The organism is Acinetobacter sp. NRRL B-65365 (assembly GCF_001605865.1).
Classification (GTDB): domain Bacteria; phylum Pseudomonadota; class Gammaproteobacteria; order Pseudomonadales; family Moraxellaceae; genus Acinetobacter; species Acinetobacter vivianii.
The window spans coordinates 62,484-75,743 of the sequence record NZ_LRPD01000030.1 but is presented as its reverse complement, the minus strand read 5'-3'; the positions used below and the strand labels follow the sequence as shown (position 1 = coordinate 75,743).

Sequence of the window (13,260 nt, the reverse complement as noted above, 5' to 3'; positions counted from 1 at the left end):
ACAACTTGCAGCTGAAAAACAAAAGGTGGAACAAGCAAAATTAGCTGAACAAAAACGTAAAGCCGATGAAGCTGCTCGTGCCAAGCAGGTCGAGGAACAACGTAAACTTGCAGAAGCACAGGCACAAAAACAACGTGTCGATGCTGAAGCAAAACGTCAAGCTGATGCCAAGGCAAAAACTGAAGCTGAATCAAAACGCGAACAAAGTGCGAAAGCTGAAGCCGATGCCAAAGCACGCCAGAAAGCCGAGCAAGATGCGAAGTTAAAACAGCAGAAAGCAGCTGAAAACGCAAAACTTCAAGCTCAGCAAGAAGCGAAACGTAAAGCTGACGCAGACGCAAAACGTAAAGCCGATGCAGATGCCAAAGCGAAAGCTGAAGCGGATGCAAAACGTAAAGCTGATGCAGATGCAAAACGTAAAACCGAGGCAGATGCGAAACGTAAAGCTGATGCAGATGCCAAACGCAAAGCTGACGCAGATGCGAAACGTAAAGCTGATGCGGAAGCCAAAGCGAAAGCCGAAGCAGACGCTAAACGTAAAGCCGATGCGGACGCCAAACGTAAAGCTGATGCAGATGCGAAACGTAAAGCTGACGCAGATGCCAAAGCGAAAGCCGAAGCAGATGCCAAACGCAAAGCTGACGCAGACGCTAAACGTAAAGCCGATGCGGATGCAAAACGTAAAGCTGATGCAGATGCGAAAGCTAAAGCCGACGCGGATGCTAAACGCAGGGCCGATGCGGATGCAAAAGCCAAAGCTGAGGCCGATGCGAAACGTAAAGCGGAAGCAGAAGCTGATGCAAAAGCTGCTGCTGCAAAAAAAGCTGAACAGGATGCTGCCCAGAAGAAAGCGGATGCAAAACGAATTGCATCAACAGCTATACAAGATTTCCGAAGAAAAATTGATCGGGCTTGGCATGTTCCACTTGGTACGTCTGGAAAAAGAGTTACTGTGAGATTTACTTTGTCAGATTCAGGCGCGGTACTGTCAAAAGTTATCACAAAATCAAGTGGTGATGATGCCCTTGATGCAAGTATTCTCGCAGCTATTGATGCAGCAGCACCTTATCCAATGCCAGAAGATCCTGATGCACGCCGTGAAGCACGAACAGCAACTCCAACTTTTATTGCAAAATAGTAATGAATAGTTAACGTTACATGCTTTTAATAGCACAAAGCATGTAACTATGTTAAATAATCTACAGCCACAAAAATACGACGCAAGTAATTGTAACTATGGACAAGACTCGTAAACACCTCCTCTCTTTAGCAGTTTTCACTGCAATGAGTGCAGTAATCCCTTCAAGCACTTTTGCTCAACTGTATTTCGAAATTGCAAAAGCACCTGAACAAGCGCCAAAAATCGCGATTATCCCATTTGCAAATGACAATGCGATCTATCCAATTGTGGAAAGCGACTTGAATCGCTCAGGCCGTTTTACCAGCGCATCTCAAAATTTACCAGCAACTGCTAGTCTAAATCAGGTACAGGCAGGTGATTGGCAAAATGCAGGTGTACCTTATGTTGTTGTGGGTCAAATGAAGGCTGTTGATGCCAATACATTTGAAATTCACTACCAGTTGTACGATATACAAAAACAACAATATTTACTCAATGAAGTACTCACTGTGCCTCGCTCGCGCGTACGTCAAGCAGGACATCTGATCAGTGATACGATTTATCAAGCCTTAACGGGTATTGCAGGTGACTTTAGCGGTCGTATTGCCTATGTATTACGTAATCAAGCAACACCAGCTCAACGTTATACTTTACAAATTGCAGATACTGATGGTGAACAGCCTAAAACAGTGCTGTCATCACGTGATCCGATCCTTTCTCCGGCCTGGACACCTGATGCCAAGAAAATTGCCTATGTTTCTTTCGAAACCAAACGACCAGCAATTTACCTACAGGATTTAGCAACAGGACAACGCGAAGTTTTAGCCAGTTTCCGTGGCTTGAATGGCGCACCAAGTTTCTCGCCAGATGGTAAATCAATGTTATTTACCGCTTCTATGCACGGCAATCCTGAAGTTTATCAAATGGATTTAAGTACTCGCCAAGTACAACGCATGACCAATGACTCTGCGATTGATACTGAAGCGCGTTACTCTCCAGATGGCAAGTCATTCATCTTTACATCGGATCGTGGTGGTTCGCCACAAATTTATCGCTATAGCTTTGATGACAGTTCAGTCAAACGTCTAACCTTCAAAGGTGCATTCAATGCACGCGGTACATTAAGCGCAGATGGTAAAAAGATTGCCCTTGTCCATCGTCCAAGCGGCAGTAACTACAAAGTTGCCATTCAAGATATCAACACAGGTATTACCAATATTCTCACACCAACCAGTTTAGATGAATCACCAAGTTTCTCGCCAAATGGCCAAATGGTTGTTTACGCAACGCGTGAAGGGAATCGTGGTCTTTTATCAGTCATGTCTACTGACGGTCGTTTCCGCATGAATTTACCAAGCGAACAAGGTGAAGTTCGTGAACCAGCTTGGGCACCAAAATAAATTTAATTGATTGGAGAATCATATGAACATTAAATATTTAACGCTTCCACTGATTGCTGCAACACTTGTTTTCACGGGTTGTGCAAGCCGTAAACCTGCTGCTGAAATTACTGCAGGCAATACACCAAACGGCTCATCAACTGTAAGCACTGATGGTTTAAGTGAAGATGCCGCTTTAAATGCACAAAACCTTGCGGGCGCTTCTTCAAAAGGTGTAACTGCTGCAAATAAAGCATTCTTGGCGAAACGTGTTGTTCACTTCAACTATGACAGCAGTGACTTATCAAACGAAGATTATCAAACATTGCAAGCCCATGCGCAGTTCCTTGTTGCAAATGCCAATTCTCGTGTTGCCCTTACTGGCCACACAGATGAACGCGGTACACGTGAATACAACATGGCGCTTGGTGAGCGTCGTGCCAAAGCAGTTGAAAGCTTCCTGATTACCAATGGTGTCAACCCACAACAGCTTGAAGCAGTAAGCTACGGCAAAGAATCTCCTGTCAATGCAGGTCACAATGAAGCTGCATGGAAAGAAAACCGCCGTGTAGAAATCAACTACGAAGCTGTTCCACCGTTATTAAAATAATCGTGTGAATACTTTCAATAAAAATGCTCACTTTAGGTGAGCATTTTTATTTGCGATCAAGACGTAGATTGGACACCAGTCTTGTTCTGCATCGATTCAATCATATCGTGCTTATTGAACTCTTTGTATTCTGGCTTCGCCTCATACTCTTTCCAAGCCTCTTGCACCTTCTCTTTAGAAATCGTTTCTAAACTAATAGGTTCGCTTGGCGTAGGCGTTGCCTCAAAATTCTTGGTTGACATCTTTAATCTCCAAACATCCTGTCTAGTATCCATCCAACATAGCATGTAATGGCGTACTTGTAATCATAAAAGCAACATAAATAAAGTAAGATAATTTTTATTTTTGGGCGTTCTCATCTAGAATAGCCACATTCATTTTTATCAATTTTTGACACGGCTAAATCGGAGCTATTCAATATGTCAAACCTTACTTTGACCCAATATCTAGAACAACAAAATGGGAATTTGACTCCAGAGTTGGCACAAGTCATCGAAACAATTGCAGCAACTTGCCAGACCATTGACCAGGCATTACAAAAAGGTGCTTTAGCGGGCATTTTAGGCAGCGCGGGCAATGAAAACGTTCAGGGTGAAACGCAGAAAAAACTAGATGTCATTTCGAATGATTACCTGATTGATGCATTAAAAGCTCATCCACAAGTGGGTGGTTTGGCTTCAGAAGAATTAGATGACTTCACCCCTGCGCAAGAAAATGGCAAATATTTAGTTTTATTCGATCCATTAGACGGTTCAAGCAATATCGACATCAATATGTGTGTGGGTACGATTTTCTCTATCCTTCCAGCAAAAAATGCAATCACACAAGCTGCTGATTTCATGCAAGCAGGGACTGAGCAAGTTGCTGCGGGTTATGTACTTTATGGTCCATCAACCATGCTCGCACTGACTGTTGGCGCAGGCGTTGTATTCTTTACTTTTGATCCAACCACACAAGGCTTCTTATTAACTTCTGAAAAAGTTCAAGTTTCAGCAGATACACAAGAATTTGCAATCAACTCATCTAACCAACGTCATTGGGAAAATCCAGTGAAACGCTATATTGATGAGCTACTTGCTGGTAAAACATCAGTGCGTGAAAAAGACTTCAATATGCGCTGGGTTGCATGCATGGTCGGTGACATTCACCGTATCTTATGCCGTGGCGGTATTTTCCTTTACCCTTATGACTTGAAAGACCCTAAAAAAGCAGGTCGCTTACGTTTGATGTATGAAGCAAACCCAATGAGCATGCTGATTGAACAGGCAGGTGGTGCGTCTACAACAGGTCGTGTTCGTATTCTGGATATTCAACCAACAGAATTACACCAACGTGTTCCAGTCATTATTGGTTCTAAGAATGAAGTTGAACGCGTAACCAGCTATCACTAATTAATTTTATAATCAGGGCATTATCATCCATTTATAGTGCCCTTTTGGATGTTTATCTTATGGCAGTTATTTTTCTAGAATCAAAAGACAATGCAAAGATCAAACATTTGCGTGGGCTGATCGAGCTGAACAGCGCCCGAAAAAAGCATCAGCAAACGGTTCTGGAAGGTACACATCTTTGTCTGGCTTGGTTACAACAGCAGAAAAAAATCTTTTCTCTATTTACGACCGAACAAGCACTTAATCACCCCGAATTACAACAAGTCATCGAATTACATCAAGGCCATATTTTTGTTATTAGTGAAGTACTTTACAAAGATTTAAGTACTTTAGGCACTACGCTACCTTGCTTAGCGATTGTTGATCTTCCTAAAAGTTCAGTCACAATTGATTTTAATGCAGATACGCTCATTCTGGAAAATGTTCAGGATCCAGGAAATGTCGGCACACTTCTACGTTCTGCTGCTGCTGCAAATATTAAGCAAGTGATTTGTACACAAGGTTCAGCATCATTGTGGTCACCGCGTGTATTGCGTGCGGGTATGGGTGCACACTTCAGCCTAACTTGTTTTGAAAATTTTCAACTCAGTGATTTACTTCCAAAGTTTGACATTCCTGTCTTTGTGACCAGTTCACACCGTTCAACTAGCTTATACACACAAGATTTGACTCAAGCATGTGTATGGATTTTGGGTAATGAAGGTCAAGGTGCCAGTGACTATGCCCTAGAACACGCTCAAGCAGTGACGATTCCTCAACCGGGTGGCCAAGAATCTTTGAACGTTGCAATTGCAGGTTCAGTCTGCTTCTTTGAAATGGTACGCCAACGTCAGTAAAACGTTATTTTATTTTAAATACGCGTTTTTTACTGGGAAAATCTATTACACTACTAAAAATAATTGCTTAAGTTGTCAACGCGCCCACCATTTTCAACGTTATATGATTAATGAATTGAAATAATAATGGTGGGTATCCATGACAGGATTTTCCATCTCTATGGATTTAGCACCTAAACAGGCTCGAACGGAAAACGGTACTGATCGTAGTACGGTTGAACAACGTCTGCGTTTCTTTATGCAAGACGTGACTGGTCGTGCGCTTGTGATGATGGAGAGTGCGACACAGGGACAACAAGGCATTGCAATGGATCTGGTTCAGGAAGCCTTTATTTCATTGCATAAGTCCTATGCAGATAAGAGTACCGATGAATGGTATCCCCTGTTCTATACCATATTGAATAATAAACTTCAGGACTGGAGAAGAAAGGAAGCCCGTCGGGCAAGTCCATTCTCATTATTTAAGAAAATCAGTTTAGATGATGACGAAGAAATTATTGATGTAGTCGATGAATCAACCCCAAACCCATTTGAGTTCCTTGATCAGGAAGTGACGATGGAGGAAATTCAGGCTGCAATTAATCAATTACCAGTTCGTCAGCAACAAGCGTTCATGTTAAGAGCCTGGGAAGGCTTTGATACGATGACGACAGCGCAAATTATGGATTGTAGTGAAGGTAGTGTAAAAACACATTATCACCGTGCAATTCAGGGACTCAGAATTGCTTTAGAGCACTTAAATCCACATACGGGAGGATCATCAGATGAAAAAAGATGAGTTCGCTAAACAAGTGACTTCCAAACTTGATCAACTTGCAAGAGAGCAGCACCACAATAAAATGATGGTGATGAATCATGTTTTAGATACGGTACAAAAGAAGCCTACTTCTTATTACAGCATCTGGAAAATGACAGGTTTTGCTTTGGCAGCTGCTATTATGGGTATTGCTGTATTACCAAGCTCTTTACAGTTAATCGATAAACCGCAAAATCAGGTTGTGGTTAATCCGAAACTATCTCCTCAGATGGTTGAAGATATGGAAATGTTATTGGTTCTAGGTGAGGATAAAGTTCCACATGGCAGCTAAAAAGTTAGCACTTGTTGTGTGTACGCTCGGCTTATTACAAACCAGTTTTGCAGGTTCGGAACGGTTCTGGATTTTTTCAAAACAGAATAAGCCAACAACTGAAGAAGCATGGGATGATTTATCCCCAGAGGAACAACGCGTTTTAATTAAACGCTATCAGTCGTTAAAGGAAATTCCGACCACACAAAGCTCACAACTCCAGCAAAGAATGGAATGGTTTACTCAACTGCCAGAAGATGAAAAACAAAAAATGCGTGATGTATGGCAAAAAATGAGTACTCAGGAACGTACCACCTTGCGTAAACGTATGCAAAATGCGAGTACAGAAGAGCGGGTAAACATCCGAGAAGAATATTTAAGTAAATACGCTGAACATTGATTTTTGAATTTGATAATAAAAGAGCGCCAAATATGGCGCTCTTTTCTATTTCATGTTTTATTTTTTCATACGGCGATAAGCCAATAAACCGAATAAACCAAATATAGATAGGAAATTCAGACTACCGCCTCCACCTTTACGGGTATCATCAGAGGTCGTACCTGTACTGATAATTTTCACAGTCGCGGTATTTGAAATCAAACCTTCTGCATCATAAACCTGATAATTAAATGAATAATTAAATGGGTTAAAGATATTTATTTCCTGAACGTAAATATTGCCGCCATAGCAGGTTTCCTGCTGATCAGGTTCAGGGCATGGACCTTTGCGGTCAGCAGTCACGCTAATATTTTCAGAGGGTACATTAGATAATCGGATTGGTAACTCAACTCCTTCCGCATTTCTCCAGAATTGTGGCTTATTTGGATTACTTGCAGGGCCTTTTCCACCTTCTCCCATATCACCATAGTCATTGGCGAAGTTCAGCAAATTGATAGCTACCTTTTCTTTCTTTTGATACTTCAATGTGACCGACGTATCTTTTGCTTCTGGCGCGATATTTAAAAATGCAGCACTAATCAATCCAGAAGAGGTAATTGAAGGATCTGCTCGATATTGAATAGTATATTTACAGAAAATTTTATCGCCTGCTTGTGTAATACCATCATCTTTACGATAGAAAATAATTTGTTCTAAATCATCATTCCATTCACAAACCAATTTTTTAGCTTCTTCTTTATCAATATTCTCAACATTGTCGCTGATTTGCCCTTTTCCTAAAGGCTCAGTTGTAACGATATAATTTTGTTTATTAAAGAATGCCACTTTAGAAGTGCCATCAGCTTGCTGAGTTTCTTGAGGAATCGGCAACTGATAATTTTTTAAATCAATAAAGATCGCTCTATATTTTAAATTAGTCTTTGTCTTCTCATATAAGTTTTTATACTCTTGCGCACGAACCTTATAGTAAGTTAAGAAATCAGGATTATTTGGCTGCTTAACAAGATCATTAAAGAAGTCCAGCTGGTTTTTGTAGTTTGCCACTAATGTTGTCAATGAAATATTAGAGACATCAGTAATATCACCCGCTGTCAATTTCATAAACTCAACGGAACCAATATCGCAGGAATTGCGCGAGTCTGGATCATAATGCAATGTACCATCAGTAATACGTGCGATATTGCGCTGGTCTGTTGCACTACAGCCAGTGACACCCGTATTAAGCAAATCTTTTTCCAACTTGGTATTTACTGGATAATATAGGGGTAAAAAAGCCGTAAATTCCGACTCTGGCTGTAATGTCGTTAAAAGCGTACGAATGTTAACAGCACTAATATCAATATTAGTATGCTTCTCAGGTAAGGCCAGTTTTGGTAAATCGCACTTACTCGCCCCATTTAGAGAAAAAGCGTTATAAAGCGGGACGATATCTACCTCTTTCTCTTCGGTGACATCCCCTAACAAATAACGGCAAGAATAGCCTCCATTATTATAAGCAAGCACATTGAAACTTAATATTTTCAGCCCTAACTTATCATATAGAAAAGCAGAGTAAGCATTGTTCTCCACAATGGTATTACTGAGTAAATTGATACTACTCAAGTTACTTAAAATACTGGAGTTGTTTGTAGGTGTACTGCCTACCTGACTATCACCTGTAAATTTAATCAAGCTACCATTTGATAGGTTTACTGTATTTTGCGCAATCGTATTCGTACTTAATGAAGCCGTAGGCTCTCCACAAAACTCAAGCATACTACTTGAATTAGCTGTACCATTTGCAATAAGACTACTCGTCTTTACTTCAATATTCCGTTTTGAATATACATTATCATTAATACAACTCATGGCGAGCAGGCTACCTAAGGGCGCCTTATTATTTTTTAGTAGAGCACTGACTATATTTAAAGAAGATGACGACCCTGCTAAGAAGACTGCTCCTCCACTTACCCCAGCCTCACCATCTAAAATTTGGACATTCTGCAAACTTACATTGCCACCAGCATAAATCGCTCCACCACGGTCTGAGGTTTTACCATTTTTCAAAATGATATCATTGAGGGTTAATGAACTATTATTACCAGTCGTATTAAAAATACGGCCTTTTCCTCTGGCATCAATCGTTGTTTTCAACACCGTTTGTGCAGGGTAGTCATTGGTAATAACGCTTCTTTTTTCCCAATCAACGGGACTTTTGCCCAAAATCACAATATCAATCTTTGGTGCCAATTCTCGATCCAGTACATAGGTACCCGCTTCTAATTGAATCGACTTCGTCGTAGCAGGCGAAGTATCCGTGACTTGACACCCACCATAAGGCTTTCTATCTGCTGCCGATTTCAGTGCTTCTCGCAATGAACAGGCATAGTTATTTTCGCCATCTTCATCTACAAAAGTTGTAACTTGGATTGGGGCACTACTTGTCGCTGCAAAAAGCGGCATCGTCGCAAGCACCAAGGTGGCTAGCAAAGTTTTTTTATAATTTTTCATCTCATCATCCCTGATTATGATTTAAAGCGACGTAATCCAAGTAATCCGAATAATGCAAAGATTGCACCTATCCCAAAACTACCACCACCAACATTTACAGTTTTACTTTGAAAATTATTAGGTGGAGCTTGCACAATTGTGGTTGGGATCGTGATGTAATAATTTGAGACATCATTAAAACGTGTTGTTGTCGTCATCACTCGCATATTAAATTCATCAGACCCATGCCAATTTCCATTTGGTACATAAGTAATATTCCCCTGCTGATCAATCGTCAACTTGCCTTTTGAAGGGGTTTGTCTTTGTTGAATATCTAAACAACCTGGTTGCCAAGGCTGATCATCCGAACGCTTGCCTAGAACTTTCTCGCATGATGTTGGATCAAGTAATTCGCCATCTAATAAGCTATCCGCAATACTAAACTTGGCAATTTGCCCATATAAAATATCTTCACCCGCAATAGGAACTTCAGCACGGTTAATAACTAACTCAATTGCCCCAAGATCACATAACTCATCATAGCCACTTCGTGGTTTGCCACGCTGATCTGAACCTTCACAACTTTTTGCAAAACCCGCTGTTGTTCCATCACTATAAATTCTTCCTTTATTCACAATCAAAGAGTCTGAAAGTTTAGTATAGGACATCAATAAGCGTGGCTTAAAGTAACCTAACATTTGGTCTTTAGGCGTGTAATACGGGCATAAAAGTCCATCTGCAGGTGGTGCAGCACACTCACCCTCATCGTTGGTTCCACCCGCAATGAGCTTATTATTCCCAATGAAGAAGTTTGGACTGCCAACTGGTGCGTTACGATCACATTCTGCTGTCGTCAAATTACTTTGTATAACTGCTTCATCATCGGCAGAACTGGCGCAGTTATTTGCTTCATTTGCGACAATAATACTATTGGAAATATAAGCACTTGGTTCTGGATCCGGAGCTTTCTCACCCTCTTTTGTAGCAGCAACCACCCTCTTTGGTGCCTGTAAAAATAATCCCGCCACATTTTTAAGAATCGTTACGTTATTCAGCAACATTCCACCACGTATATTCGCTACATAGCCACCTTTATTATGAAAAATTGTACTATTGCGAAGGCCTGAGACACGAGAAGCTAACACGCCTGCTGTCGTTTTATCTGTAAAGGCTGTTTGTGAATAGAGTAAAGCACCATTTTCGCCTTGAGTGCCTTCATTATCACGAATCACAGATTGCGTAATTAAATACAAAGGCATTTCGCTATAAATAACTGCGCCTTGATCTGCTTTGTTTCCTTGGAGCAGGCTATTACTGATGTTCAATAAACTTGCAGTTGTTTGCTCATTCGTCACCGTACCCGCATTATAGATTGCACCACCTCGAACCGCATTTCCTCCCGTTAAACGAGAATACTGGATACTGAGCGCCTCTCTATTAAAGATCAAACCACCATCGGTTACCTTATAAGCAGAACCTTTTAAATTTAATTCAACAAAAATTACAGGAAGCAAGGTTTCTTCAACACTTTCATCGTTAATGACAAATAAACGATCATTCCCCACCATTTTAATGGTCGCGTTATGCATGCCTTTCTGATTATCATTAAAACTGCCACTAGCCGCCGTCATGATGGCCATGCCCGCTTTAATATGAATTGCTGAATTTAATGTATATTCTTTATCTCTTTGCAAAATGATGGTGCTACTGGAATCTTTATCACCGCAGCCCTGATAGCCATTTTCATATTCTTTTTGACTTCTTTTATTTAAAAACTCTACAGCATTTCTTAACGAGCAACCGGTATAATTCTTTTCATCAAGCAACGTCGTGACTTGGATGTCCGCAGAATAAGCGTGCCCCGTCATTATTAAAAACGCGCAGGCAAGCGTCCGTTTGAGCATACCGATCTCCTTTCATATTTTTTCATTTTTTTAGTTTTACAAACTAGGTGTTTGCAACCACATTCCTTTGTGCGTACTTTGTCATAGCTCTCAAAATTACTCAAGAAATTTTATACTATTGGCGATATTCATCAATCAAAGCGTAAATTTGCTTAAGTGTAGTATTAGAAAGCTTGGTTTTTTCGCCTTTTAGCATTTTTTCAAGTTGGGCTAATGTTTGTAATAATATTGAGGCCTGATGTGGGCCATTACTTAATAAATAATCGACAATTTGCTGGTCAAAATGAATTCCGCGACGAGTCATGACCGATTGAAGTAAAGCTTGACGATCTATATAAGAACTACCATTCGGGACTTTAACACTAACAGCTTGCGTCAACCTTGACTGAAGGTCAGGAAGTTCCAGTTTTAATTCAATAGGTGCAACCCGAGATGAAAAGACCAGTTGGCCTTCATGGTTATTCATCAGATGAAAAACGGCTTTTTGCCAATGTGGTACGCCACTGATTGCATCAATATCGTCTAAAGCAACTAAGTCATAAAATTCTAAAGAAGTAATTGCTTCAATAGGCGCATCTAATAATTCGAGTAATGAAACTTTAATTGCAGGGCGACCTAACTCCAGATAAGAATCACAAATTGCAGAAAGCAAATGGCTTTTACCTGTTCCTGCCCCGCCATAGACATAAAAACGACTAACCAAACCCGCATGTAATTGTCTGACTGCATCAACCACAGGTCCCCAACCCGGCCCCGAAAAATCACTGATTCGGGCATCGAGTTGTGGTTCTATATCCAGTTGTAGTTGACGCATATATTTAATATGTTCCTCAATTACTTTAAATCATTTGGGTTTGAAGTCTCTGTATCTTGAGAGTTTTTAATTTGAATATCAAGCTCTACTTGATCTGATTCAACATTTATATGCTGAGTTTCACCTTGTACCACGATAACTTCGGTGGTGGAGCCATAGAAGCGGCTTCGTTCATAATTATCACGTGCATGTTTAAGCAACACCACAATCACGGCAGCAACTGGCAAAGCAATCAACATTCCAAGGAATCCACCGAGTTGTGCGCCTGCCAATACCGCAAAAACAACCGCCACTGGCGACAAACCAATTTTATCACCCAACAAGAATGGTTGCAGAATATATCCCTCTACCATTTGTCCGATCATGAAGACCACACCAACCAGAAGTAACTGAGTCCAGTCCAGTCCGAATTGGAAAAGCGTTGCAATTACAGCTGCAATAATGCCGACACCAAAACCTAAATAAGGAATAATACTGGCCAGACCAGCAATCATGCCGATGATCAAGCCAATTTCCAAACCAATCAGCTGTAACCCAACTGCATAGACAATCCCTAATAAAAGCATCACAAGGAATTGGCCTTTCACGAAAGCGCCCAATACACTGTGACATTCACGCACGATATTTAACGTTGATGCTTCATAAGGACGTGGGATTAAACGTCTTAAACTCTGCAACATTCTTTCCCAATCTAACAAGAAATAGAAAGAAATGATCGGAATCAACACGACAACACCACCAATCTGAATAAAGTTCAGACCAGATTGCGCAACTCTTAATGCCATTGCCTGAATACTATCGGCACTATAGTTGGTTTGAATATAATCCATTAATGCTTTAGAAATCTGTTCAGTATCTATTTCCATTGGTACAACATTAAAGGTATGTGATACCCATGGCAAGAAAGTGGCATTCACCCAATGAATACCCGCAGGGATACTATCCCGTGCATACATGAGCTGCTTCCATATCAATGGTACCAGGAACCACAACACCATGGTCAAGGTCACCCCAATACCAATAAACACGATACTGATGGCTAACCAACGCGGTAATTTAATTTTGACAAGAACATCCACGAGTGGACTAAACAGGTAGGCAATGAAAAAAGCACCTACGAACGGAATGACAATGGGCTTTAGCAGATAGAGCACCCAAAGCAATAATGCGAGCCCAGCGAGGATAAAGATACGACGTAGTACCTGATCTTGCATAAAATCTAGCCTTTTTTTGTATATTCGTTATAAATGGAAAAAAATTTAATTAAAGA

At 40.7% G+C, this 13,260-nt stretch carries 13 protein-coding genes; 8 read left to right on the top strand and 5 right to left on the bottom strand.

The genetic code is table 11. The features are described from left to right. From tolA to pal, 3 genes are all read left to right on the top strand, one after another. The coding region (tolA, locus tag AWW72_RS12300; RefSeq protein WP_062847530.1) for a cell envelope integrity protein TolA at positions 1–1,138 on the top strand (1,138 nt) is incomplete at its 5' end. A 98-nt stretch (positions 1,139–1,236) separates the two neighbouring features. Further along, positions 1,237–2,520, top strand: a complete 1,284-nt coding sequence (gene tolB / locus AWW72_RS12295; RefSeq protein WP_062847529.1) for a Tol-Pal system beta propeller repeat protein TolB — start codon at positions 1,237–1,239, stop codon at positions 2,518–2,520. Between the two features lie 22 nt (positions 2,521–2,542). Next, entirely contained in the window at positions 2,543–3,109 is a 567-nt protein-coding gene (pal, locus tag AWW72_RS12290; RefSeq protein WP_004771442.1) for a peptidoglycan-associated lipoprotein Pal, read from the top strand. A gap of 56 nt (positions 3,110–3,165) precedes the next feature. Here the strand turns inward: pal and AWW72_RS12285 are convergent, their stop codons facing one another. Next, positions 3,166–3,351 (bottom strand): NF038105 family protein, encoded by a 186-nt coding sequence (locus AWW72_RS12285; RefSeq protein WP_062847528.1) that lies wholly within the window; start codon positions 3,349–3,351, stop codon positions 3,166–3,168. A 177-nt stretch (positions 3,352–3,528) separates the two neighbouring features. On the opposite strand from AWW72_RS12285, the gene AWW72_RS12280 reads away from it, so the two are divergent. The 5 genes from AWW72_RS12280 (at position 3,529) to AWW72_RS12260 (ending at position 6,803) form a co-directional block, all read left to right on the top strand. Continuing rightward, the gene (locus AWW72_RS12280) at positions 3,529–4,500 is read left to right on the top strand and encodes a class 1 fructose-bisphosphatase (protein ID WP_062847527.1); all 972 of its coding nucleotides are present in this window, start codon (positions 3,529–3,531) and stop codon (positions 4,498–4,500) included. A gap of 59 nt (positions 4,501–4,559) precedes the next feature. Further along, the gene (locus AWW72_RS12275) at positions 4,560–5,336 is read left to right on the top strand and encodes a TrmH family RNA methyltransferase (protein WP_005256759.1); all 777 of its coding nucleotides are present in this window, start codon (positions 4,560–4,562) and stop codon (positions 5,334–5,336) included. A 160-nt stretch (positions 5,337–5,496) separates the two neighbouring features. Next, positions 5,497–6,114: an RNA polymerase sigma factor gene (locus tag AWW72_RS12270; protein ID WP_004771436.1), complete on the top strand. Its 618-nt coding sequence runs from the start codon at positions 5,497–5,499 to the stop codon at positions 6,112–6,114. Continuing rightward, positions 6,101–6,424 (top strand): hypothetical protein, encoded by a 324-nt coding sequence (locus AWW72_RS12265; RefSeq protein ID WP_004771434.1) that lies wholly within the window; start codon positions 6,101–6,103, stop codon positions 6,422–6,424. Before AWW72_RS12270 ends, AWW72_RS12265 begins: the two co-directional genes overlap by 14 nt. After that, positions 6,414–6,803: a DUF3106 domain-containing protein gene (locus AWW72_RS12260; protein WP_005256755.1), complete on the top strand. Its 390-nt coding sequence runs from the start codon at positions 6,414–6,416 to the stop codon at positions 6,801–6,803. The genes AWW72_RS12265 and AWW72_RS12260 overlap by 11 nt, the downstream gene beginning before the upstream one ends. Positions 6,804–6,860: 57 nt before the next feature. Here AWW72_RS12260 and AWW72_RS12255 read toward each other — a convergent pair whose 3' ends face one another. The 4 genes from AWW72_RS12255 to cxpE form a co-directional block, all read right to left on the bottom strand. Continuing rightward, the gene (locus AWW72_RS12255; RefSeq protein ID WP_062847526.1) at positions 6,861–9,293 is read right to left on the bottom strand and encodes a CSLREA domain-containing protein; all 2,433 of its coding nucleotides are present in this window, start codon (positions 9,291–9,293) and stop codon (positions 6,861–6,863) included. Positions 9,294–9,307: 14 nt separating this feature from the next. Next, positions 9,308–11,176, bottom strand: a complete 1,869-nt coding sequence (gene rbtA, locus AWW72_RS12250; protein WP_062847525.1) for a rhombotarget A — start codon at positions 11,174–11,176, stop codon at positions 9,308–9,310. Between the two features lie 115 nt (positions 11,177–11,291). Continuing rightward, the gene (locus AWW72_RS12245) at positions 11,292–11,990 is read right to left on the bottom strand and encodes a DnaA regulatory inactivator Hda (protein ID WP_004771428.1); all 699 of its coding nucleotides are present in this window, start codon (positions 11,988–11,990) and stop codon (positions 11,292–11,294) included. A 20-nt stretch (positions 11,991–12,010) separates the two neighbouring features. Continuing rightward, entirely contained in the window at positions 12,011–13,204 is a 1,194-nt protein-coding gene (cxpE, locus tag AWW72_RS12240) for a chloramphenicol efflux transporter CxpE (RefSeq protein WP_005256750.1), read from the bottom strand. Between the last annotated feature and the right edge of the window lie 56 nt (positions 13,205–13,260).